The sequence below is a fragment of the Mycobacterium sp. ITM-2016-00316 genome (assembly GCF_002968335.2).
Classification (GTDB): domain Bacteria; phylum Actinomycetota; class Actinomycetes; order Mycobacteriales; family Mycobacteriaceae; genus Mycobacterium.
The window spans coordinates 3,266,938-3,290,366 of record NZ_CP134398.1; the positions used below are offsets into that span (position 1 = coordinate 3,266,938).

The window sequence follows — 23,429 nt, forward strand, 5'->3', positions numbered from 1 at the left end:
CCACTTTCCAGAGGCATCGTGGCCGTCCGCGGTCCTGGGTGCCTGAGAGGTTGACGGAGAGGTATTGCTCCTTCGGCGCCCGTGACTGGCCGTCACGGAACTCTCCCGCGCAAGGGCGATGCGCTGCCGATCCTACCGGGCGGCCAGATCCAGCGCCGTCCACGCCGGATTCAGCCGCGCCGAATGTGACAAAGATGGCGAGGAATCAAGGATTCCTCGCCATCTTTCTCACATTCGTGACTGAGCGGTCAGCCGATCTTGCGGTCCCGGGTCTTACGCCGCGAGGCCAGTTCATCCTCCGGCGCGGCGATCGATTCGCCGCCGTCGGCACGTTCTCCCGGGAAGTCGGCGATCGCGCCGGTCAGTTCCCGCATGGCACCCGACACCGCGATCCCGAACACACCCTGGCCGCCCTGCAGGAGGTCGACGACTTCTTCGGCGGAGGTGCACTCATACACCGTGGTCCCGTCGGAGAACAGGGTGATGTTGGCGAGATCCTGCACCCCGCGCTGACGCAGGTGATCCACCGCGACCCGGATGTTGTGCAGGGAGATCCCGGTGTCGAGCAGCCGCTTGACGATCTTGAGAACCAAGACGTCCTTGAAGGAGTACAGCCGTTGGCTGCCCGATCCGGCGGCGCCACGGATCGAGGGCACCACCAGCGAGGTGCGCGCCCAGTAGTCGAGCTGGCGGTAGGTGATGCCGGCGATCTGGCAGGCGCTCGGTCCGCGGTAACCGACCAGCTCGTCCGGGATCGAGTTGTCCGGGAACAGTCCGCCTTGCACGGGCTCGCCGGGTGCTCTGCTCACGGGCGGAGTCGCACCGCCGGCGGAAGACAGATCCAGCTCCCCCTGATGTGGCGTGTCGCCCACTGTCCATCCTCTCGCCGTCGCCCCCGGGCCCGTGATCGTCGCGCGTCACGTCCGAGTTTGAATGTGTCGAGCATACGCTCAACACATTGCTGCTACTGCTCGTCGTCGATCAAAATTATGGCTGCCCGTTTCCCGTGCGGCTCACACCCGGCCCGCGTGTCGAACTCACGAGACGCATCCGTGATGTTCGTCGTCACGGCGACGCCGCGGTCTCAGGTCGCCTTGAAATCGTCGGGTGACACGCTGTCGAGGAATTCCTTGAACTTCTCGACCTCGTCCTCGCGGACCGGTCCGTCGGCTTCTTCGTCGGTCTCGTCGGGAATCAGCAGCCCGGCCTCGGCCAGCACCGCTTCCTCGACGTAGATCGGCACCCCGACGCGCAACGCGATGGCCACCGAGTCCGACGGCCGCGCCGACACCTTGATATCGCGATCGAAGATCAGGTCGGCGTAGAAGGTGCCCTCCTGCAGATCGACGATGCGTACTTCTTTGAGCGAATGGCCCAGGGCAGCAATCAGATCGCGGATGAGGTCATGGGTGAGTGGGCGCGGGGCCTCGACGCCCTGTTGTTCCTGCGCGATCGCGGCGGCCTCGGACTGCCCGATCCAGATCGGCAGGTAGCGGTCACCGTTGGACTCCCGCAGCAACAGCACAGGCTGATTTTGGGGCTGCTCCACGCGAATACCGACTACCCGAACCTCACCCATCAGCGCCTGCCCTCCGCAACGAAGCCGTCGAGGCAAAGTCTAGTCCTCAACGATCGAGAACGTCTCGCACCGCGGACTTGATCAGCGATGTGTGCAAGGTGATAGCCAGTGCCGCCACCTCGCGGGCCAGGTCATCGGCGCGGTCACGCGCCCCGGCCTTGCCGGCGGCCGCCACCGGGCCGGCGATCTGGGCGATCAGATCGGACTGCCGGTCGGCCGCCGACCGGAACGCCCGCAGATGCCGCGGCTCGACACCGTAATCGGCCAGCGCCCGCGCACACTGGGCAATGGTCACCGAATGCTCGTCGAAGAACCCTGCCGGTCCGGGCTTGATGACACCCGCGGTGACCAAGGCCGCCAGCAGGGCGTTGTCCACACCCGAGCGGGACAGCAGATCCTCTCGGCTGAGCCGCACCTGTGCCGGTGCCACCGCCTCGGTGCCCGCGGGATCGGTGCCCGCGCCGGCATCCCCGGCGACCTGAACCAGGCGCGGAACCGTGTACGCGGATCCGAGTGTGGGCAGCTCTCCGTCGGGCTGCGCGTCCAGTTGGGCCTTGATGACCTTGAGCGGAAGATACTGCTCGCGCTGCGCGGTCAGGACGAACCGCAGCCGGGCGCAGTCGTAAGCGGTGAACCGGCGATAGCCGGCCGCCGAGCGCTGCGGGGTGACCAGCCCTTCGGCCTCCAGGAACCGGATCTTCGAGATCGTGACGTCCGGGAAGTCCGGGCGCAGCAGGTCAAGAACCGCGCCGATGGACATCCCGGCGGGTGCCGGTTCGGGTTGGGTCATCTGATCCTCGCGCAAGCGGCGCTCGGCAGTTAGCCGGCGTCGTCCGTCTTCGGCCCGGTCAGGAAGACCAGCCGGAACTTGCCGATCTGGACCTCGTCGCCGTTGGCGAGCACGGCGGAGTCCACCGGCTCGCGGTTGACGTAGGTGCCGTTGAGGCTGCCGACGTCGACGACCTGGAACTCGCCGGACTCCAACCGGAACTCGGCATGCCGGCGGCTCACGGTGACGTCATCGAGGAAGATGTCGCTGTCCGGATGGCGGCCTGCCGACGTGGTGGCCTGGTCGAGCAGGAAGCGCGAACCGGCATTGGGGCCCCGCTTGACGACGAGAAGCGCCGAACCTGCAGGCAGCCCCTCGACACCCGACACCGAACTCTCGGTGCCGGTGCTGGCCGGGGCATCCAGTTCGTTCAGGAAATCAGCGCGGAAAACCGATGTCGTCTCCACCGTGACTTCGTCGGACTGGTCGGCCTGAAAGTTGCTGTTCTCCGTCACCCGCTGCTCCTCTACTGGCTGCTGTGGCGTGCTTGTCGGGCGGCCGGCGCTGGCCCCCCGACCGTCAATGCGTCTCACGACGACCGTACCGCGCGAGGCGGGCCATTGGGTCCACCACCGCCGGATCCGGTGACGCAGACCTGCTCACGCTTGTCGCTGATCAACCGATCCGCAAAACCCTAACAACACCTACTCGGGAAGAATCCCGCGGTAGCCGTCCGCGTCCAGAAGGTCCGGAAGCGGACCGGCCGGCGCCGCGGTGTCGGTCTGCAGTTCGACCAACCAACCGGCGCCGTACGGATCGGAGTTGACCAGCTCCGGGCTGCCCTCGAGCTCACCGTTGACCGCAACGACTTTCGCGGTGATCGGCGCGTACAGGTCCGACAGCGATTTGGTGGATTCGACCTCCCCGAACGCATCGCCTGCGGCGACCGCTGCGCCCACGTCGGGCAGCTGCACGAACACCACATCGCCGAGGGCGGCTTGCGCGTAGTCGGTGATGCCGACCCGCACGGTGTCCTCGCCGGTGCGTCGCACCCACTCGTGCTCGGCGGTGTACTGCAGATCGGACGGGATCTCGCTCACGGGACTCCTTCGGCGGCGGGACGCGGGCACTACTTGACGGGCTGAGCGTATTGGCGAGGTTTCGGTTGCCGCAAGGCGGTCACCTCTACGGACTCGGACTGGGTCACCGTCATCGTGCCGCCGACCCGCTTCACGCTGTCCATGGCCCCGCCGGGGATGTTCATCGCGGCCGAGAGCGTGGGCGGATCACCAATCGCCAGAACCGAATACGGAGACCCGAGGGTGACCCCGTCGATGATCAGTGCGCCCGGCGCGCCGATCACCCAGGTGTCGACGCCCACCCGGACACCCTGCGACACATTCCCCGGGTCCTGCCCGCCGGTCCCGGCCCCCCGAACCTCCATGGCCTCGGCGCCGGCGGCCCGCAGTTCGTTGATCACATCGAGCATCGTCTCCGGCGACACGCCGCGTGCGTCATCCCGGACGCTGATCGTCACACCCGGACCGACGGCGGCCACGGAGCCGATCAGAATGGACAGTGCCGCCAGCCGGGCCTGGGCGTTCTCGATGGCCGCCTGATCGCTGCTGCCGGACGCCTGCAGCGCGTTGAGGGTCTGCTGCAGATCGGCGACCTCGGTATTGAGCGCGGCCTCCCGCTGCTGCAGGGAGTCCAGCAGCACCAGCAGATCGGCCGGCCGTGCGGTCTCCAACGAGTCACCGGATCCGGTCTGCCGCACCTGGGTGACGATCGCGATCCCGAGCAACATGCACAGCACGACGCCGAGAGCGCCGAAAATCCATTGCGAGCGCGTGCGGCCGGCGGGCGCGACAGCGTCCTCCGGCAACTCGTGGCGGCCGTGTTCGGGCTGCTCGTTCCCGGCGTGCTCAGCCATCGCTCACGCTCCGAACAGCCTGCGCCGCAACGCGGCTGCATTGCCGAATATCCGGATGCCGAGCACCACGATGATCGCGGTGGACAACTGGGTGCCGACACCGAGCTGGTCGCCCACATAGACGATGAGCGCGGCCACCAACACGTTGAAGACGAAGGACACGACGAACACCTTCGAATCGAAGATCCGCTCCAGGTAGGCGCGCAAGCCACCGAACACCGCGTCCAGCGCCGCCACCACGGCGATCGGCAGGTACGGCTGGATAGCCTCGGGCACGCTCGGGTGGAAGACCAACCCGAGCACGATGCCGACGACGAGTGCGGCGATGCCGATCATGTCTGGATCAACTTCCGGTTCAACCTGTGGATCAACTCTGTCCCATACCTCACCGCTCAATCCGGGTGGCAAAGCGGATCTCTCGTACCGAACCACCGGGCACGCTCAGGGCCTCACCGGTACTGACCGTAACCCCGACGCCGTAGGACTGCTGCAGCAGCGTGAGCCGCTGCATCCCGGGACTGCGGTTGAAAACGTCCTGCAACGCGTGCGGCGGCCCCAGTGCGACGATGGCGTACGGGCTGGTGATCGGCCGGTTGTCGACGAGGATGCCGCCGCCGGCCTGCCGGATGGTGACGTTGGGCCCGATCCGCACCCCACCGACCGCGACCGCCTCGGCTCCCCCGACCCACAACGAGTTGACCACGAGTTGCAGATCGCGGTCCAGGATCGCCTGTTGACTGCCCGTCACCCGCTGTTTGGACACGTCGGTGAGATCGCGGGACATGCCGGGGTCGGTGACGCTGACCTCGAGCCCGGGCCCGATCGCGGGCGTCACGGCGGCGGAGAACTCCGCCTCGTCGAGCGCGGCGAGCAGTGCCCGACCCTGTTCGTCACCGGCGAGGCGGCTGCGCCGCTCGGTCTCGACCTCGGCGGCCAGCTCATCCCTGGTTGCCTCGACGGCGTCGGTGCGGCTCTCGCCGGCCCGCACACTGTCGGCGAGCACCAGCTGTGTCTGGCGGTTCGCCGGCGCCACCGACTGCGCCTGCGAGGCGGCCGCGGCGAACACGACCGCCACGGTCAGCCCCGCCAGCAACGTCCAGCCCCCGGCGCGCAGTCGGCCCGCGGGATGGTCGTGGCGGGCCGCTGCGGCCGCCGCATAGCCCGGGTCGAGATGGTCGGAGAGCAGCGAACGCAGCAGAGACGGTACCGGGATGCGTTGTGGCGCATCCTTTTCGTGATGGTTCAGGCCGGCCTCGGGGTGAAAGCCGCCCAGCGAACTCGCGGGATCAACCATGCCCCGGTGCTCCCCGGTTCGCTGCGGCGGTGCGGGGCAGTCGCTGGATCACCAGCCCTACCTGCGCCAGGTACAGCACCGCCGACCACAGGTACAGCACCATCCCCCAGATGAGGAACGCCCAGCCGCAGGCCAGGATGACCCGGCTCCACAGCGCGTCGAACTGGCCCAGCAGCACCAGCGGCAGCCCGGACATCAACGCGAAGGTGGCGGCCTTGCCGATATAGGTCACCGGCAGCGCGGTGAGCCCGCGGCTGCGCAGCACCGGCAGCGTCGCGGCCAGCACCAGATCCCGGCCGATCAGCACGATCACGAACCACCACGGCACCACGCCGGCGGCGGCGAGCGCCACCGGGGTCACCACCATGTAGATGCGGTCGACGGCCGGGTCGAGCAACTCGCCCAGCCGCGAGGACTGATCGGCGACCAGCCGGGCGATCTTGCCGTCGGCCCAGTCGGAGAAACCGCTGAACATCAGCACGGCGACCGCCCAGCCGATGGCACCGCCGAACAGCAGATACAGGAACACCGGCACCAGCAGCAGGCGCAGCACGCTCAGCGCATTGGGGATGGTGAGCACCCGATCGCCGGGCCGATTCCCCCTCGCTCCGCTCGCCCCGGGCTGATCCCCCGTCGCTCCGCTCGCCCCGGGCTGATCCCCCGTCGCTCCGCTCGCCCCGGGCTGCATACGGGCCAACCTAGCGGAAGACGCCCGGCAGGCTCAGCGCCGACATGACGTTGTCGGCCAGCGGATCGTCGTGGATCATGTACGTCCACGTCGAGGTCGGTCGCGCCAGCCGGGTCAGGTCCAGGCCGGTCTCCCCGCCCACGATGTTGGCGGTGTCGAAGGTCTGCTGGGCCGCCTCGATGGCATCGGCGGCCAGCGAGGCGAAGGCATCCACCGCCATCCGGTGGAACTCGTCGAGCGGGCTCTGGTTACCGAGCGCGCGCAGGCTGATGCTCTCCCGGATATCGGCCAGGTAGGCCAGGTGATCGGCCCAGCCGCGGTCGAGGTGATAGAGCATGATCAGTCGGCAGATCTCGTCGAGCCGTTCCTCGGACACCGTTTCCGCGATCTGTGCATAGCGCTTCGGCGAACGCTCTTGCAGTTCTTCGCGCGCCGTGGAGGTGCGCAGCAGAGTGTCCCGGCGATCCACCAGGATGGCGCGCTGTTGGGCGGTCAGCTGGTTGTACCGCCAGGTGTTGGCGTGCAGGTCCAGCGTCTTGCCCTCGGCCACCCGCTGGGCATGGTCGAGCAGGGTTGCCGCCTTGTTGCTGGTGATCTTGCCGTCCTCGTCGGTCTGCAACGGCAGCTTGTTGGGCTCCAGGAAGGACACCACCACGTCGTCCTCCCAGCTGGAGAAGAACACCGAGGAGCCCGGGTCGCCCTGGCGCCCGGCGCGGCCGCGCAGCTGGTTGTCCAGCCGTTCGGTGTAGTGCCGTCCGGTGCCGATGACGTGCAGCCCGCCCAGCTCGGCCACCTGATCGTGGCCCGATTCGTCGGACCCGCCCAGCCGGATGTCGGTGCCGCGGCCGGCCATCTGGGTCGACACCGTCACCCTGCCCTGCGCACCGGCCTCGGCGATGACGGCCGCCTCCTCGGCATCGTTCTTGGCGTTCAGCACCACGGCCGGGATGCCTGCCTTCACCAGCCGCTCGTGCAGATCCTCGGATTCGGCGACGTCGCGGGTGCCGACCAGGATCGGCTGCGACGTCGCGTGCACCTCGGCGATGTGCTCGACGATGGCGTCGTTCTTGGCGGCCACCGTGATGTAGACGCGATCCGACTCGTCCTCGCGCACGTTGGGCTTGTTGGGCGGGATCGGCGAGACCCCGAGCTTGTAGAACTGCCGCAACTGCTCACCGGCGGCCAGCGCCGTACCGGTCATCCCGCACACCCTCGGGTACCGGTTGATCAGCGCCTGCACGGTGATGGTGTCGAGCACCTCACCGGTCTCGGTGATATCGATGCCCTCCTTGGCCTCGACCGCCGCCTGCAGGCCGTCGGGCCAGCGCTGCAGCGACGCGATGCGGCCCCTTGAGGCGTTGATCAGGTGCACCGCATCGTCGCGGACGATGTAGTGCACATCGCGTTCCAGCAGCACATGCGCGTGCAGGGCGACGTTGATCTCGGTGAGCGTGGTGCCGACGTGTTCCTCGGAGTACAGATCGATCCCGCCGAGCGCGGCCTCCAGCCGGCGCGCACCGACATCGGTGAGCTGCACATTGCGCCGGTCGGCGTCGGTCTCGTACTCGGTGTTCTCGCGGAGCTCGCCGACCAGCCGGATGACCTCCAGTCGCGGGGTCTCGCGGTGCGAGGTGCCGGCCAGCACCAGCGGGACCAGCGCCTCGTCGACCAGCACCGAGTCGGCCTCGTCGATCAGAGCCACATCCGGGCGCGGGGAGACCAGATCGTCCACCGAGATCACCAGCTGATCGCGCAGCACGTCGAAACCGATCTCGTTCACCGAGCCGTAGGTGACGTTGCAGGCGTAGGCCTCGCGCCGCTGCGCGGGGGTCGCGTCGGCCGTGATCCAACCGACCGTCAGACCGAGCGCCTCCAGCAGCGGGCCCATCCATTCGGCATCGCGGCGGGCCAGATAGTCGTTGACGGAGATGACGTGCACACTGCGGCCCCCGATGGCGTAGCCGGCCGCGGCGATGGCGCCGGCCAGCGTCTTGCCTTCACCGGTGGCCATCTCGACCACGTCGCCGGCGAGCATCCGCAAGGCTCCGAGCAGCTGGACGTCGAACGGCCGCAAGGAGATCGACCGATCGGCCGCTTCCCGCACGATGGCCAGGAACTGCGGGATATCGCTGGAGTCGGCGAGGTCGTCGAGGTTCAGCAGTCCGGCGGCCTTGCGTAGCTGCTCATCATCGAGGCCGGCGGCCTTCTCGTCGAATTTCGACGAGGCGCTGACCTGGGTCATGGAGCGCGCCTGGTCCTTGTCGGTGCTGGCGCCGAGCAACTTCCAGAACCGGTTGCTCAACCCGCCGGATTTCGAGCCACCGGACTTGGACGCCTTCGAGGTCTTGGAACTCACAGCCACAGTCATACGGTACGCGGCAGCGCCGCGGCGGCCGCACTGCCGTGGCAGGGCGCCACGGCACCTGCGCTGCGGTAGCTTGCTGCCCAGCAGCACGCCGAACGGACCGGACCGTCGAACGGACACAGATGGACACAGCGACGCTCGGCCCGTCGATCGACTGGAGTACCGAGTTCGGGCATTCGGCACTGTGGGTCCTCGAGGCGTTCGGCATCACCGCGGCGTGCTTGGCGGTCATCATCGCCGTGGTCGCGCGCCGCACCCAGTGGGGCCGTCAGTTCGTCCGCATCACCGGACGCTTCTTCACCGGCCGCGCCGGCGTGCAGGTCTGGCTGCTCGTGGGGACCCTGCTGCTCTCGACGGTCATCGCGGTCCGTCTCAGCGTGCTGATCAGCTACTACACCAACGACCTGTTCACCGCCCTGCAGATGGCGTTTCAGGGCAACGGCACCGATGACGCCGCGCTGAAGGCAGATGGCATCGCGCATTTCTGGGATGCCCTGCTGATCTACCTGGTGCTCGCCCTGCTGTTCATGGCGCGTTACTTCGCCGACCTGTATCTCACCCAGCGCTTCCTGATCCGGTGGCGACTGTGGCTGACCCGCCACGTCCTCGACGACTGGCTGGACGGGCACGCCTATTTCCGCGGCCGATTCATCCGCGATGCCGTCGACAACCCCGACCAGCGGATCCAGGCCGATGTCGACATCGTCACCACCGGTTCGGCGGACCCGAACAACCCGGCACACGGGTCGAACCACATTCTGCTGTTCGGCGCGATCGAGTCGATGCTGACGGTCGCCTCGTTCGGCGTCATCCTGTGGAACCTGTCCGGGCCGCTGAACCTGCTGGACATCGTCATCCCGCGAGCGCTGTTCTGGACGGTGATCGTCTACGTGCTGGCCGCGACCGTCGTCGCGTTCTGGATCGGCCGCCCGCTCATCCGGTTGAGCTTCCGCAACGAACTGCGCAACGCCGGTTTCCGGTTCGCCATGATCCGGCTCAAGGAAGCGGCCGCCGGTATCGGCCTGTACCGGGGCGAGCCGGCCGAGCGCCGCCAGCTCGAGGAACGTCTGGGTGGGGTGATCGGCAACTACCGGCGCTGGCTGAACCGGATGATGCTCTTCCTGGGCTGGAACGTGTCGATGAGTCAGGCCATCAACCCGCTGCCCTATGTCGTTCAGGCCCAACGGCTGTTCTCCCAGCAGATCTCGTTCGGCGATGTCATGCAGTCGGCCACCGCCTTCCACGCGATCCACGACGGGCTGTCCTTCTTCCGCACCAGTTACGACACGTTCGCCGGCTTCCGTGCCGCACTGATCCGGCTCGACGGACTCCTGGATGCCAACCGGCGGGCGCGGGCCATGCCGGGCATCGACTACCTCCCGGCGACCGATGACGGTGTCCGACTGCGCGGCGTCGAGGTGCGCACCCCGGACGGCCGCCGGTTGGTCGACGGGCTGGACCTGACGCTGGAGCCCGGGGCCACTCTGCTGGTGACCGGGCAGTCCGGGGTCGGCAAGTCCGTCCTGCTGCAGAGCCTGGCCGGCTTGTGGCCGTACACCTCCGGCCACGCGCAGTACCCGCTGAACTGCATGTTCATCCCACAGGTGCCGTATCTGCCGCTGGGAACACTGCGCGCGGTGGTGGCCTACCCACACGACCGTGAGATGTTCGGCGACGAGGCCATCCAGCGCGCCCTGCTGCAGGTGGCGCTGCCGCACCTGGTGCTGCAGCTGGGCGACACGCGCGACTGGGCGGCCATCCTGTCCCCCGGCGAGCAACAGCGCATCGCCTTCGCCCGGGTGCTGCTGCAACGGCCGCCGATGGTGTGCCTGGACGAATCCACCTCGGCCCTCGACGAGGGACTCGAGCTGACGCTCTACCAGCTGCTGCGCGCCGAACTGCCCGACACCACCCTGGTGAGTGTCAGCCATCGACGCACGGTGCACCGCTTCCACGAACAGCGGCTCGATCTGCTGGGCGACGGCCGCTGGGCCGCCGCGACCCTCCAGCCACCTCTCGACAGGTTCTAGGGGTACCTTGCCCGCATGGAAATGTTCACCACGTCCCTCGACTGGGGCAGTGAGCTCGTCACCTCACTGATCTGGATCGCCAAGGCGTGGGCGATGGCCGCGGCGGGCACTCTGATCGTGCTCGTTTTGCTCGGCAGGTTCACCACCTGGGGCCGCCAGTTCTGGCGCATCACCGGCGCCTACTTCACCGGCCGAGAGTCGGTGAAGGTCTGGGTGTGGCTCGGAGCGCTCCTGCTGTCGGTGATCTCCGGGGTCCGCCTCGACGTGCTGTTCAGCTTCCAGGGCAACGACATGATGACCGGCGCCCAGGTGGCGGTGCAGGGGTTGTCCAGTGGCGATGAGGCGATCGCCGCGTCCGGTCGCGACGGTTTCTGGGCGGCACTGTGGCTGTTCGCGCTGCTCGCCACCATCCACGTCGCGCGGGTGATGCTCGACCTGTACATGATGCAGCGCTTCATGCTCGCCTGGCGGAGCTGGCTGACCGCCCGGCTGACCTCGGACTGGCTCGACGGCAAGGCCTACTACCGCAGCCGCTTCATCGATGACACCATCGACAACCCGGATCAGCGCATCCAGGCCGATATCGACATCTTCACCACCAACGTGGGCCCGCTGCCCAACACGCCCAACAACACCAGCGGTTCCACCCTGCTCTTCGGCGCCATCTCCGCCATCGTCTCGGTGATTTCGTTCACCGCGATTCTGTGGAACCTCTCCGGCGATCTGGACATATTCGGTGTCACGGTGCCGCGGGCGATGTTCCTGATCGCGTTCCTCTACGTGGGTATCGCCACGGTCATCGCGTTCTGGATCGGCCGCCCGATCATCCGGCTGAGTTTCGACAACGAGAAGTACAACGCCGCATTCCGTTACGCGTTGGTCCGGCTGCGCGACGCCTCGGAGTCGGTGGCCTTCTACCGCGGCGAAGTCGCCGAGCGCGTGCAGTTGCGCAAACGATTCGAGCCCATCGTGTCGAACTATCAGCGCTTCATCAATCGGTCGGTCGGGTTCTACGGCTGGAACTTGACCATCAGCCAGATCATCAACCCGCTGCCCTGGGTCATCCAGGCTCCTCGCCTGTTCAGCGGGAACATCCAGCTCGGCGATGTCTCCCAGACCGGTTCGGCGTTCGGCCAGATCCAGGATTCACTGTCGTTCTTCCGTAACTCCTATGACGCCTTCGCCGGCTGGCGGGCCTCGATCATCCGTCTGCACGGACTGGTGATCGCCAACGAGGAAGGCCGCGCGCTCCCGGAGCTGAACGTCGAGCCGTGCGGTAGCTGCCCGGTCGAGCTGCACGATATCGACGTGCACACCCCCACCGGCGAGGTGCTCATCGACGGGCTGAACTTCGAGATGTATCCGGGTGACACCCTGATCATCACCGGCCAGTCCGGCACCGGCAAGACCACCCTGCTACGCAGCCTCGCCCAGTTGTGGCCGTACACCTCGGGCACATTGCGCTGCCCCGCCGGCATCAACGAGACCATGTTCCTGTCCCAGATGCCGTATGTGCCACTCGGTGATCTGCGCGCGGTGGTGTCCTACCCGAAGGGGCCCGATGTGCTCTCGGATGCCGAGCTGCGTGGCGCCCTGGACAAGGTCTCGCTACCGCAGTGCGCGAGGCGCCTGGACGAGCTGGCCGACTGGGCCAAGGTGCTCTCACCGGGTGAGCAGCAGCGCATCGCCTTCGCACGGGTGCTGCTGACCAAACCGCGGGTGGTGTTCTTCGACGAGGCCACCTCCGCACTGGACGAGGGGCTGGAGTACAGCATGTACGACCTGGTGCGCCGGGAACTGCCGGACACCATCCTGGTCAGCGTGACCCACCGCAGCACCGTCGGCCAGCACCATGAGCGACATCTGCACCTGCTCGGCGGCGGTAACTGGGTCCTTGGCGATGTCGACGATGACATCGACAAGCCCGCCAAGGACCCCGAGCCGAGCTAAGCGCTGCGCCTGCCGGCGTGCTCTCCAGCCCGTCGGCCGAAAAAGGATCCCTCACCCAGCTGCACACCGCTGGCGTATCCCTTACCGTCCCGGGCGATGTTGGAGGCGCATGCACCCGCGGCGTACAGCCCGGGCACGGGACTGCCGTCGGCGCGCAGCACCTCACCGTCGATGGACACCGTCAACCCACCCATGGTGAAACCGGAGTACATCGCCACCCCGAGCGTCAGGTCGAAGGCGGCCCACGGGCCGGCATCCTGCACCGCGATGTAATCGGGTTGTTTGTGAAAGTCGGGATCGGTTCCGCTCGCGGCGTTCTCGTTGTACCGCTGCAACGATGCGGCCAGCTTGCCTTCCGGGATGCCGAGCGCCGCCTCCATTTCCGCGATGGTCTCCCAACCGTCGATGAATTTGATCAGCGGCATCTCCGGCATCTGCATGTGCGCCTCGTCGACGACGAGGTACGCGGTCTGATCCGGTTGTTCGAGGACGAATGCCGAGGTACGCGAATGGTAGGAATCCTCGGCGACGAACCGCTGCCCGTCCTTGTTGACGATGATCCCGGTCAGCAGGATCTCCGGCGGGTAGGCCGCAGCGGTGATGAACAGCTGGTCGAGGTTCTTGGCGACGCCGCCGGCCGACACCCCGAGCCGGATGCCCAGCCCGTCGTCGTTGGGGTTGCCCAGGATGTAGGGCGCCACCATGCCGTGGTGCTTGGTCTTGCGTTCCTGGCCGAGCGCCGGCGTGTACTGGGCGACCATCTCGGGATTCATCGCGAACCCACCCGCGGCGATGACCACCGACTTCGCTTTGACCGCACCGGTTTCGGTGAAGTGTTTCCAGCTCACCCCGACAACGGCGCCGTCGCTCACGATGAGGTTGGTGGCGCCGGTCTCGTAGCGGATCTGCACGCCGAGTTCGGCGGCGCGCTTGAGTAGCAGTTCGATGACCATGTTGGCGCCGCCGAGTTCGCCGGGCACCGGCACGGAGTGGCCGCGCGGTGCGGGCTTGGCCTGCTCGATGAACGGCCACACCTTCTCGTTGCCGGTGTAGGACAGCCCCTCCGTGCCGGGCGGCACCACCACCTTGCCCGGGTAGTAGCTGCGCTCGAACTGAAAGCCCAGTGACTCAAGCCAGTTGAAGTGATCGACGCTGCCGTCACAGTAGGCGCGGATCTTGTCCAGCTCGGGCTCCTCGGTCACCGCGACGAGGTACTTGTACATTTCGTCGGCGGTGTCGGGGTGGCCGGTGGCCTCCTGCACGGCGGTGCCACCGCCGAGATAGAAGTGGCCGCCGGCCATCGAGGTGGTGCCGCCGGCTGCGGCCGCGCGTTCCAGCACCAGGACCCGGGCGCCCGCCGCGGCGGCCGATACCGCCGCACATCCCCCGGCGATACCGAAACCGATGACCACGACGTCGACATCGTCGGACCAGGCCGGCGTGTTGGCGACGGCCAGGGTGTCCGGGATCTGTTGCAGTGTCATATCTCTCACTTCTGCTCGTTCTTGATGTGGTCGAAAACGGCCTGGATATCGGCCGGGATGTAGGCGATCTCGATGAAGGGCACCCCGGCGCCGGCGGCGCTCACATAGGCGAAACGCATCCCGCCGGGCATCACGCCCTGCATGACGACCGATGCGCCACCGACGCCGGCGTCGCGCAGCGCGGTGTCGAACGCGGCCTCGTCGGCGGCGGCCATGCAGATGTGGTGCAGACCGGGGCCGGAGGTGGCCAGGAAATCGCTGTAGATGTTCGCACCGTCGACCGGGGCGATCAGCTGAGCTGCATGTCACCGGCGTAGCTCAGGGAGATGTCGGCGGTGAAGTCGGCGGGCCGGCCGCGGTAGGTGCACGCGTCCGGGCCGAAGTGGACACCGGGCATGCGGACCCACTTCCTGGCCCCGAGCAACGCGGTCAGGGTCTGCTCGGTCGCGTCGAGGTCACGGGTCACCCAGGCAACCTGGACAGGTGTCTGATTCAGCATCGCCAGTGAGGATATCGCCACCGCGCCGCGATGGCTAGAACGTGTTCTAGTTTGCCCCGGCGTCCGGCCACGAATCGCCGATCGACGAGGCGAGGGCCTGCACCAACAACCGGATCTGGCCGTCGAAGACCACCTCGGGCGCCGAGAGCGTGTCCGGCCCGTACTGACCGAACACCTCCAGACTGATCGCCCCCACCAAGGTCGCCCACACCAGGAAGCACTGCAGCAGCACCGGATCGCCACCAGGGAAACCGAACTCCGCCCGCACCCGGTCCAGATCATCCGATAGGGGTTGCGGTGCAGCGCCTTTGGGGTTGGGTACGGCACCGTCGCGGATACCGTCGGCGATGACCGCGAACAGCGCGCCGACGACCCGCGTGCCGGGGCCGACCGTCAATTCCGCCGGGGCGCGATAGCCGGGCACCGGGCTGCCATAGAGCAGAGCCCAGCGCGCCGGTTGCCCGACGGCCCACCGGCGCGCGGCATGCGCCATCGCCACCAGCCGCGCCGCCCAGTCGCCGGACGCCGCCGCGGCCGCGGCCGCGGCGTCCACCGTGTCGGCCAGTTCGGTGTAGGCGTCGACCAGCAGCAGGGTCAGCAGATCGTCACGGCTGGCGACATAGCGGTAGACGGCGGAGGACACCAGGCCGATCTCGCGGGCGATGGCACGCAGCGACAGGCCCGCGGCCCCGTCGGTGACCAGGTGACGGCGGCCCACCTCGACGATCTGCGCCTCGATCCGGTCGCGCGCCTGCTGCCTCTTACCCACCGGCCCAGTGTGCCAGAAAAGAGAACACTGCTCTTGAATTTCCGGACGCGGCATGCCAAGCTTCTTCCAAGAGCAGTGCTCTCTTATCGAAGGGAATGACATGACCACGCGCTACGACCAGCCGAATCGAGCCGCCCGCGCCTTCAACGAGGTGATCCGGCAGTTGGCCGAACTGGGAATCGAAATCGCCGGCAGCCGCGCACTGCGGGTGCGGGGCAGAACGACGGGACAGTGGCGGTCGGTGGTGGTGAACGTACTCACCGTCGACGGTCGCGACTATGTCGTCTCACCCCGCGGCAACACCCAATGGGTGCGCAATGCCCGGGCCGCGGGAACCGTGGAGACCGGGCCGCGCTGGCGCCGGCGCAGGGCGAGCGTCCGGGAGATTCCGGATGCCGCCAAGCCGGAACTGATCCGGCGTTATCTGGACAGGTGGTATTGGGAGGTCAAGGGTCACTCGGGCGGGTTGACGCCCGTATCGACCGACTCGGAGGTGAACGAGATCGCCGCCTCGATACCGGTGTTCGAGCTGGCCGGCTGAGTCGCGACGGCCTCACGGATCCGCTGGCCGGTGGACTGCCAGGAGACCGCCGTCGGGGCGCCGCCCCAGGTGCTGTTGAACAATCCGACGATCGCCGCCCGGCCGTCCGGGGTGAGGGTGTAGACCGGGCCGCCGGAGTCGCCCTTCTGGCTGACCACGCCGTTGCCCATGGTGAACCAGCCGTTGTTGACCACGGCGACGGTGCCACAGCTCTCGCCGGTGACGACGCCGAAGTGGCAGACCTGCTGACCGGGCTGGCTCACCGCGTGCGCCTCGTCGATCACGAGCGCGCGTCCGCCGGGCAGCACCGAATTGATCTGCACGTCGTCGGCCAGCGTGATGGCGCCCCAATCGGCGATCTGATGATCACCGGTGACGGTCGCGCCGTCGGGGGTGTTGTCGTCGAACAGCGCCATCGCGCCGATGACATTGCCCGCCCTGTCGGTGACCGGACCGTCGCCGCGGCAGTGCCCGGCGGTGAACGCGGCGCGCGCCACCGGATCGACGAAGCCCAGCGTGCAGAGTGTGCTGCCCTGCCGGATCTCCATCCCCGGATACACCGTCACCCCCGGCTCGGAGCTTGCCGCGGGGGCGACGGCCAATGCCACCGCCACTGCCGGCGCCGCCGCCAACAGTCCCAGGAAAAGGCGTGCACGCATCGAGCCCTCCGATCCTCCACCCCACACAGGAATCGACGCTACCGGGGTGCTGTCGAGTGAATCGGATAACGGTTCGATCTCGTTACATCACAGTTCTCGTAACGACTCGCGTGTCACACGTGCAACACGTGGAGCGGAGATTTTACGGAATCGTCAGCACCTGACCCGGGTGGATCAGGTCCGGGTTGGCGACACTGCTGGCGTCGGCGATGCGCTGATACCGGTGACCGTCGCCGTAGAAGCGCTCCGAGATCGCCCACAGCGTGTCCCCGGAGACCACGGTGTAGGTGCGGAGGGTCGGCGGAGCGGGCGGCGGCGGTGGCGGCGGTGCGGCAGCCTCGACCGCGGGTGCGGGTTCCTCGGCGCGGCCAGCTCGACCTCCGGCTCGGCGGCCGGCGGGGGTGGCGCCGGCGGGGCTTCGGTCGTTTCGGTACCCGAGGCCCAGGCGACCCCGTCGAAACCGTAGAGCACAAGATTGCGGTCGTCCTGGATGATCAGCCGCACATCCTTGGCGCCCTTGGTGTCGGTGTGCCAGACCGGCTCGTCGGGTGTGTAGAGCACGAAGTTGCCGTCGTCCTGGACCTCGGCCCTGACCACGTTCTGGCCGTCGGTCTCCGTCGACCACACCGCGGTGTCACCGCTGTAGAGCACCAGGTTGCCGTCATCCTGCAAGACCACCGAAAAGGCCCCGTTCTTGGACGTCAGCGACTCCCCCGGTGCGAGCTTCCCGCCCTTCTGAAGTCTGTCAGTCATGTCGCTCTCCCCCTTCGACAATTGATATGCCGAGCCTAGTGATCTGGAGAGCTCCGGTGTCCGGTTCTGTTCGCCGAGAACCGAACGCTCGGCGAACATCCGGTGCGAGACGATCAGGAGTCGAAACCCAGGCCCAGCGTGTCCAGGGTCTTCAACAGCACATTGCGCTTGCCCGCGGAGTGGTCGGCGCGATCCAGCGACCAGCGGGTGGCCTGAATCCCCACGCTGGCAACCGGTTCCGGCGGGAACGGCAGTGGCCGCTTGCGGACCATCTCCAACTCGGTGCGCGGCGTGGGTGAGCCGTCGAGAAGGTCCAGGCAGACGTCTGCGGCGAACCGGGTGGCCCCGACTCCGAGGCCGGTGAATCCGTTGACGTAGGCGAGGCGGCCGCGGTGGGCAGTCCCCCAGTGCGCGCAGAATCTGGTGTTGGTGTCGATCGCCCCCGCCCAGCGGTGGCTGAACCGGATGTCGTCGAGTTGCGGGAAGGTGATGAAGAAATGCTCGGCCAACTTGCGGTAGGTCTGCTGCCGGTCCTCGTACACGGCATCGACGCGCCGCCCGAAGTAGTAGACGGCGTCATAGCCGCCCCAGACCACGCGGTTGTCCGCGGTCAGCCGGTAGTAGTGGAACTGGTTCGCACAGTCGCCGACGCCCTGCCGGTTCCGCCAGCCGATCCGGTCCAGCTGTTCGGCGGTCAGCGGCTCGGTCGACAGCACATAGTCATACACCGGCACTGTGTACCAACGGTTCCGGCGCACCAGGCTGGGATACACGTTGGTCGCCAGCACCACCTGCTTGGTGTTCACCACGGCCGTCTCGGCGCCCACCCGCAGACCGCTGCCCGACGCCTGCACCGAGACCGCCCGGGTGTGCTCGTGGATCTGCACGCCGGCCGCGCGGCACGCCCGCGCCAGCTCGATTGCGAGCTTGGCCGGGTGCACGATCGCACAGGTGTCGGGCTCGAACAGTCCGGCCCGATAGGTCGGCGACGCAACCTCCGCACGCACCTGCTCCTGATCCAGGAAGCGGCCCTCCCCGGCCGCTGCGGATTCGGCCAGCCAGTCGACCTGGTGTGGTTCGGTGGCCACCGACAGCATGCCGGTCCGCTGCCACTCCACGTCCAGCTCGAGCCGTTCGATATCGGCGGCCATACCGTCGAGGTTCTCCAGGCCCATTGCCTGCAACGTGTCGAACTCGTCGGCCCAGCGCGACTTTCCGTTCTCGGCGCCATGGGTCAGGCTGGCGTCGACGAAACCGCCATTGCGCCCGGACGCCGCCCAACCGATCCGGTTCGCCTCGATCAACACGATCTTGCGGCCCGGATGGCGCTCGGCGGCGTGCAGGGCCGCCCACAAACCGGTGTAGCCACCGCCGATGACCAGCAGGTCGCAACTCACCGCCCCGGTCAACGCGGCATGGTCGGGCCGCCGGATGTCGAGCCACATCGGTGCGAACGCGCTTGCGGCAAGCGAACGTTCGACGAGTGCGGGGTCGACATGGGCATCGAAAACGGTCTTCACAGCACGAGACTACGGGGTCTGCGGGTCTTGCGAGCAGACTTCAGCCCGCACTGCGGGACACCGCGCGCCCGGCCTCCCGCGGTGCCCAGCCGGGCGGCCCGAACGCGTAGCCGAACTTGTCGCGCCAGCGCCTTGCGGCCCGGACATCCCGGCCGATCGCGACGTATTCGTGGGTCTGCAGCTTCCAGATGTTGAAGGTGTCGACCTGTTTTGTCAGCCCGTAGTGCGGTCGGAACACCTCATCCTGATACGTCCCGAAGATCCTGTCCCACAGGATGAAGATCCCGGCGTAGTTCTTGTCCAGGTACTCCGGATCCATGCCGTGGTGCACCCGGTGATGCGACGGTGTGTTGAAGACGAACTCGACGGGCCGCCACAGCCGGTCGATGCGCTCGGTGTGCACCCAGAACTGGTAGATCAGGTTGACCGAGAAACTCGCGAACACCATCCACGGCGGCACCCCGAGCAGCGGCAGCGGAATCCACATCAGGATCTCTCCGCTGTTGTTCCACTTCTGCCGAAGCGCTGTGGCGAAGTTGAAATACTGACTGGAGTGGTGCGCCTGGTGGGTCGCCCAGATGAGCCGGACCCGGTGCGCGATCCGGTGATACGCGTAGAACAACAGGTCGACGCCGACCAGCGCGATCAGCCACGTGTACCACTGGTCAGACGGCAGGTGCCACGGCGCCAGGTAGGCGTAGATCGCCGCATAACCGAAGAGCGCCAACAGTTTCCAGCCGGCAGTGGTGGCCACCGAGACCAGACCCATGGACAGGCTCGCCCAGGCGTCGCGGCGGTGATAGGCCCCGGCCGGGGTGCGGTCGGCGGGCTCAAGGTGCGCCAGCTTGCGCGCGGCGGTCCACTCCAGCACCAACAGCAGCAGGAAGAACGGGATGGCGAAGAGCACCGGGTCGCGCATCTGCGGCGGCAGTGCGTCGAGCAACCTCAGCAACGCATCCATGGCGGGATCCTAATCGCTGCGTTCGGCAACGGATGCCGAGCCGCAGACACCCGTGGCGGTCACCGGAAGCTCAGCACTTCGGCGCCCCATGTCGCGCGCTGCACGTGGTCGGGATCGTCGGCCAGCACGTCCTCGGCGCCGATCAGCAGGGTGGCCCGATCGTCGTCGCGGTACGGGCGCCAGATCGCGTCCGCCGGTCCCGCTGCGGGCTCCCCACCCGCGGCGAAACCGGTCCAGCGAGAACGCATACGGCGCGAGACCGCCCTCCCGGTCACCAGGCCGCCCAGCTTGAAGGTCGGGTCCTTCGGTCCGGCCACCAGGTTGCCCCACACATAGGGCAACTCGGTGGCGTGCGCACCGCCCAGGCGCAGCGCCCGCAACATCGGGGTGGCCCAGTCGAATCGGTACATGTAGACCGGCGCGACCTGGTTGTGTCCCTCGGCGAACCAGATGGACGGCATCCGGAAGCCGACGTCGCGGGCCACGCCCATCCCCGGCTTCTTCCCGCGGCCGCGGTAGACGGAACCGATCTCGGACTGACTCGGGATCTGCAGACCGGGCTGCTCGGCGGCGATCGCGGTGAACATGTCCGTGATGGCCTGCGGGGTGATCGGCAGCAGGGGCGACTTCATCCAGCGAAACAGCGCCGCCTCGTGCTCATTGGTCCCGATGATCAGCGGTACCGGCAGCGTGCGCCCGGCCCGCGCCAGTTGCACCGGGTAGTCGGGCACCAGGTCGCCGTCCACGATCGGCACGAACGCCAGCGTCCCGGGTGCGCGCGCCGGCACGTCGTTGAACAGGTGTTTGGTGGCCGCCACCACGGCGGCCACCGGCAGGGTGGGTAGCTGTCCGGCGTCGCGGGCCGACATGCCCAACTCGGTGAGGAAGTCCTCGGCGATCCGCCGGCCCCGGGTCTGGTCGTACACCGAGGTGACCGGTGAGCTCTGGGCGATGGCGCGGTGGAACAGCCCGGCGGCGGCCGGGCTGCCCAGCAGGGTGGTGACGATGCCGCCGCCGGCAGATTCCCCGAACAGCGTGACGCGGTCCGGGTCGCCGCCGAATGCGGCGATGTTGTCGCGCACCCACTGCAGGGCGAACAGCACATCGCGCAGGCCGTTGTTGGTGTCGAAGGCATCCCCGAACGAGGACAGATCGAGGAAGCCGAACGCGCCGAGACGGTAGTTGACGGTCACCACGACGACGTCGTCGCCGACGGCCAGTTCCCTGCCGTGGTAGAGCGGCTGAGCGCCCGACCCCAGCACGTAGGCCCCGCCATGCACCCATACCAGTACCGGCTTGTTGTCCGCCCCGCTCACCCGTTCCCCGTCGCTGCGCTCTCCCCCACAGGGAACCCACACATTGAGGGTGAGGCAGTCCTCGCCCTGCGGGGCTCCGAGATCGAGCGGGATCCGCGGGTCGGTCGGCTGCGGGCACACCGGGCCCACTTCGGTGGCGTCGGCCGGTTCGGTCCACGGCGCCGGCGTTTGCGGAGCCCGCCAGCGCAGGTCACCGACCGGCGGCGCGGCGTAGCGGATGCCCAGCCATGCCGAGACGGTGCCGTCGCTGATCCCGCGGACGGGTCCGTTGCTGGTGTCGACGATGAGCGAGTCGTTCATGTTCACTCCTACCTTCCGATGTTCCACGGTACGCATGCGTTCCAGGCGGCGCGAAGACCTGGTCAAGTCAGACCCGGCGCGGTGCCTTCCCGCGACGAACTCTGCGAGCCCGGCAGACCACGCCGGCCTGATCGCGGCTAGGCTGCCGCGAATGCGAAAGTGGGGACTGCTGAGCGCGGCGATCGCCACGGAAGTCACCGGCACCCTGTCCCTGCGGGCCTCCCAGGACCACTGGGCCTGGCTGATCGTCGTGGTCGTCGGCTACATCTCGTCCTTCATCTTGATGGCGGCGGTACTGCGGGCCGGGATGCCGGTCGGGGTGGCCTACGGCATCTGGGGCGCGATCGGCACCGCGGTCACCGCACTCGCCGCCTCGGTGATCTTCGGTGAGGCCTTCACGTGGCCATTGGCGGCGGGTATCGCGCTGATCATCGCCGGGGTGCTGCTGGTCGAGTTCGGTTCGCACGAGCGCACACCCGAGGCGCCCGCATGATGTGGCTGGCGCTGGCCGGGGCGATCGGCACGGAGGTGCTGGCGACGCTGTCCCTGCGAGCCTCCGACGGATTCCGCCGCAGGGCGTGGATCGGGCCGGTGGCCGCCGGGTACCTGGTGTCCTTCTATCTGCTGTGGTTGTCGTTGTCGCTCGGCATGCCGGTCGGTGTGGCCTACGGCATCTGGACCGCATGCGGGGTAGCCCTGGTGGCCATCGCCGCGCGATTCCTGTTCCACGATCCGCTGACCTGGCGGATGCTGGCCGGGATCGGGTTGATCATCGCCGGAGTCCTCACGATCGAGATGGGCGCTGCCGCCCACTGAGCACACCGGGGCAGCTGGCGAGCAACGCCACCAGCAGCCCCGCCGCCGGGACCAGCAGCAGCCCGGCCCGAAGCCCTGCGGCGTCCGCGATCAGGCCCACCACCGGCGGGGACGCCACGAACCCGAGGCGCATCAACCAGGCCACCGCGGTCAGCCCGGTCCCCGCCCGCAGCCCCGGCAGCCGATCGGCGCCGTGCATGGCGGCCGGCACCAGGGTGGCCACCCCCAGACCCACCGCCGCGAAACCGGCGATGGTCCCCGGCACGCTCGGAAAGGCCAGCGCCGCACCCATGCCGGCGGCGATCACCAGACCGCCGGACAACGTCACCGCGCGTTCCCCGAACCGGTCCACCAGTCGGTCGCCGGTCAGCCGTCCGACGAACATGGCGCCCATCAGCGCCACGTAACCCGATACCGCGATCGCGGGCGGCGCCCCGACACCGTCGCGCATGTAGAGGGTGGCCCAGGTGCTCCCGGCATCCTCGATCACCGCACCGGCGATGGCCATCGCGATCAGCGCCGCCAGCACGGCGTAGACGGCATGACCCGCGCGAAACCGCGTCCCGGTAGCTGATGTGCCGTCCTCGACGCGATCGGGCCCGGGCAGCAGGAACGGATACGCGGTGAGCGCCACCGCCGCGAACAGCGCCGCCGAGATGGCAAGGTGGGGTCCCCGCTCGATGCCCAGCGCGATGGCGCCCGCTCCCATCAGTCCGCCGAGGATGGCACCGCCGGCCCACACCGCGTGCAGCGAGTTGATGATGGACCGCCCGTAGCGCTGCTGCACGCGCAGACCGTGCGCGTTCTGGGCCACATCGGTGACCGCATCGCAGGCCCCGCCCAGGAAGAGGGCGGCCGCCAGCACGGCCGGGCCGCTCGCATAACCGGCGACCACGAGCAGCACGGCCAGCATCACCGTCGAGCTGACCGCGGCACGCGCCGAGCCGAGCCGGCGGATCACCATGCCCGCGGCGAGACCGGCGACCAGCGCGCCGGCCGGGAAGGCGGCCGCAATGGCCCCGTACTCGGCATTGGTCAACGCAAGATCGGTCTTGATCTCAGGGTAGCGGGGCAACAGATTGGCGAACACCGCGCCGTTGGTGAGGAACAGGGCGCTGACCGCGATCCTGGCCCGCCGGTCCGGCACGGTGTCGATCGGTCCGGAAACCATGCCCGCCGACAGTACTGGTCGCTGTGCGGACA

General features: G+C 68.0%; 22 protein-coding genes, 2 pseudogenes and 1 riboswitch. Of the genes and pseudogenes, 5 read left to right on the forward strand and 19 right to left on the reverse strand.

The annotated features are described in order from the left end of the window. Positions 1-19: 19 nt before the first annotated feature. A riboswitch (glycine riboswitch) is annotated at positions 20-118 on the reverse strand. 130 nt (positions 119-248) lie between these two features. The 10 genes from C6A86_RS15775 to secA2 all read right to left on the reverse strand — a co-directional run bounded on the left by C6A86_RS15775 (position 249) and on the right by secA2 (position 8,631). Then, positions 249-872 (reverse strand): MerR family transcriptional regulator, encoded by a 624-nt coding sequence (locus tag C6A86_RS15775; protein ID WP_105366484.1) that lies wholly within the window; start codon positions 870-872, stop codon positions 249-251. Between the two features lie 212 nt (positions 873-1,084). Next, complete coding sequence (locus C6A86_RS15780; protein ID WP_105366485.1) at positions 1,085-1,579, reverse strand: bifunctional nuclease family protein; 495 nt, start codon at positions 1,577-1,579, stop codon at positions 1,085-1,087. 46 nt (positions 1,580-1,625) lie between these two features. Then, positions 1,626-2,369, reverse strand: coding sequence for a MerR family transcriptional regulator (locus C6A86_RS15785; RefSeq protein WP_105366534.1), 744 nt, complete (start codon positions 2,367-2,369; stop codon positions 1,626-1,628). 29 nt (positions 2,370-2,398) lie between these two features. After that, entirely contained in the window at positions 2,399-2,863 is a 465-nt protein-coding gene (garA, locus tag C6A86_RS15790; protein WP_057166076.1) for a glycogen accumulation regulator GarA, read from the reverse strand. 189 nt (positions 2,864-3,052) lie between these two features. Next, the gene (gene gcvH, locus C6A86_RS15795) at positions 3,053-3,448 is read right to left on the reverse strand and encodes a glycine cleavage system protein GcvH (RefSeq protein ID WP_105366486.1); all 396 of its coding nucleotides are present in this window, start codon (positions 3,446-3,448) and stop codon (positions 3,053-3,055) included. A 29-nt stretch (positions 3,449-3,477) separates the two neighbouring features. After that, entirely contained in the window at positions 3,478-4,281 is an 804-nt protein-coding gene (locus C6A86_RS15800) for a DUF881 domain-containing protein (RefSeq protein WP_105366487.1), read from the reverse strand. A gap of 3 nt (positions 4,282-4,284) precedes the next feature. Next, the gene (locus C6A86_RS15805) at positions 4,285-4,617 is read right to left on the reverse strand and encodes a small basic family protein (RefSeq protein ID WP_067996730.1); all 333 of its coding nucleotides are present in this window, start codon (positions 4,615-4,617) and stop codon (positions 4,285-4,287) included. 49 nt (positions 4,618-4,666) lie between these two features. Further along, positions 4,667-5,575: a DUF881 domain-containing protein gene (locus tag C6A86_RS15810; RefSeq protein WP_105366488.1), complete on the reverse strand. Its 909-nt coding sequence runs from the start codon at positions 5,573-5,575 to the stop codon at positions 4,667-4,669. After that, the gene (locus tag C6A86_RS15815; protein ID WP_105366489.1) at positions 5,568-6,263 is read right to left on the reverse strand and encodes a CDP-alcohol phosphatidyltransferase family protein; all 696 of its coding nucleotides are present in this window, start codon (positions 6,261-6,263) and stop codon (positions 5,568-5,570) included. The genes C6A86_RS15810 and C6A86_RS15815 overlap by 8 nt, the downstream gene beginning before the upstream one ends. Positions 6,264-6,273: 10 nt before the next feature. Beyond that, complete coding sequence (secA2, locus tag C6A86_RS15820) at positions 6,274-8,631, reverse strand: accessory Sec system translocase SecA2 (protein ID WP_105366535.1); 2,358 nt, start codon at positions 8,629-8,631, stop codon at positions 6,274-6,276. 119 nt (positions 8,632-8,750) lie between these two features. Here secA2 and C6A86_RS15825 point away from each other — a divergent pair, with 119 nt between their 5' ends. Both C6A86_RS15825 and C6A86_RS15830 read left to right on the forward strand, forming a co-directional pair. Further along, entirely contained in the window at positions 8,751-10,658 is a 1,908-nt protein-coding gene (locus C6A86_RS15825; protein ID WP_105366490.1) for an ABC transporter ATP-binding protein/permease, read from the forward strand. A gap of 15 nt (positions 10,659-10,673) precedes the next feature. Beyond that, on the forward strand, positions 10,674-12,608 hold the full coding sequence (locus C6A86_RS15830; RefSeq protein WP_105366491.1) for an ABC transporter ATP-binding protein/permease: 1,935 nt from the start codon (positions 10,674-10,676) through the stop codon (positions 12,606-12,608). Here C6A86_RS15830 and C6A86_RS15835 read toward each other — a convergent pair. The 3 genes and pseudogenes from C6A86_RS15835 to C6A86_RS15845 all read right to left on the reverse strand — a co-directional run bounded on the left by C6A86_RS15835 (position 12,605) and on the right by C6A86_RS15845 (position 15,360). Further along, positions 12,605-14,092 (reverse strand): FAD-binding protein, encoded by a 1,488-nt coding sequence (locus C6A86_RS15835; RefSeq protein WP_105366492.1) that lies wholly within the window; start codon positions 14,090-14,092, stop codon positions 12,605-12,607. The genes C6A86_RS15830 and C6A86_RS15835 overlap by 4 nt on opposite strands. 5 nt (positions 14,093-14,097) lie before the next feature. After that, positions 14,098-14,591 (reverse strand): annotated as a pseudogene (locus C6A86_RS15840) (VOC family protein). A 46-nt stretch (positions 14,592-14,637) separates the two neighbouring features. Continuing rightward, positions 14,638-15,360, reverse strand: coding sequence for a TetR/AcrR family transcriptional regulator (locus tag C6A86_RS15845; RefSeq protein WP_105366494.1), 723 nt, complete (start codon positions 15,358-15,360; stop codon positions 14,638-14,640). A gap of 100 nt (positions 15,361-15,460) precedes the next feature. On the opposite strand from C6A86_RS15845, the gene C6A86_RS15850 reads away from it, so the two are divergent. Next, a complete protein-coding gene (locus C6A86_RS15850) occupies positions 15,461-15,901 on the forward strand; it encodes a nitroreductase/quinone reductase family protein (protein ID WP_105366495.1) in 441 nt (146 codons plus the stop codon). Here the strand turns inward: C6A86_RS15850 and C6A86_RS15855 are convergent. From C6A86_RS15855 to C6A86_RS15875, 5 genes and pseudogenes are all read right to left on the reverse strand, one after another. Next, a complete protein-coding gene (locus C6A86_RS15855) occupies positions 15,814-16,560 on the reverse strand; it encodes a S1 family peptidase (protein ID WP_233213280.1) in 747 nt (248 codons plus the stop codon). The genes C6A86_RS15850 and C6A86_RS15855 overlap by 88 nt on opposite strands. 142 nt (positions 16,561-16,702) lie before the next feature. Then, positions 16,703-17,313 (reverse strand): annotated as a pseudogene (locus tag C6A86_RS15860) (LysM peptidoglycan-binding domain-containing protein). Positions 17,314-17,426: 113 nt separating this feature from the next. Beyond that, the gene (locus tag C6A86_RS15865) at positions 17,427-18,833 is read right to left on the reverse strand and encodes an FAD-binding oxidoreductase (RefSeq protein WP_105366496.1); all 1,407 of its coding nucleotides are present in this window, start codon (positions 18,831-18,833) and stop codon (positions 17,427-17,429) included. A 40-nt stretch (positions 18,834-18,873) separates the two neighbouring features. Further along, the gene (locus tag C6A86_RS15870; RefSeq protein WP_105366497.1) at positions 18,874-19,794 is read right to left on the reverse strand and encodes a sterol desaturase family protein; all 921 of its coding nucleotides are present in this window, start codon (positions 19,792-19,794) and stop codon (positions 18,874-18,876) included. A gap of 59 nt (positions 19,795-19,853) precedes the next feature. Continuing rightward, the gene (locus C6A86_RS15875; protein ID WP_233213281.1) at positions 19,854-21,410 is read right to left on the reverse strand and encodes a carboxylesterase/lipase family protein; all 1,557 of its coding nucleotides are present in this window, start codon (positions 21,408-21,410) and stop codon (positions 19,854-19,856) included. 151 nt (positions 21,411-21,561) lie between these two features. Between C6A86_RS15875 and C6A86_RS15880 the strand changes: the two genes are divergently transcribed. After that, a complete protein-coding gene (locus C6A86_RS15880) occupies positions 21,562-21,903 on the forward strand; it encodes a multidrug efflux SMR transporter (protein WP_105366499.1) in 342 nt (113 codons plus the stop codon). After that, positions 21,903-22,226, forward strand: coding sequence for a multidrug efflux SMR transporter (locus C6A86_RS15885; protein ID WP_199196456.1), 324 nt, complete (start codon positions 21,903-21,905; stop codon positions 22,224-22,226). The genes C6A86_RS15880 and C6A86_RS15885 overlap by 1 nt, the downstream gene beginning before the upstream one ends. On the opposite strand, the gene C6A86_RS15890 is transcribed toward C6A86_RS15885, so the two are convergent. After that, entirely contained in the window at positions 22,195-23,397 is a 1,203-nt protein-coding gene (locus C6A86_RS15890) for an MFS transporter (RefSeq protein ID WP_105366501.1), read from the reverse strand. The genes C6A86_RS15885 and C6A86_RS15890 overlap by 32 nt on opposite strands. Positions 23,398-23,429 lie beyond the last annotated feature (32 nt).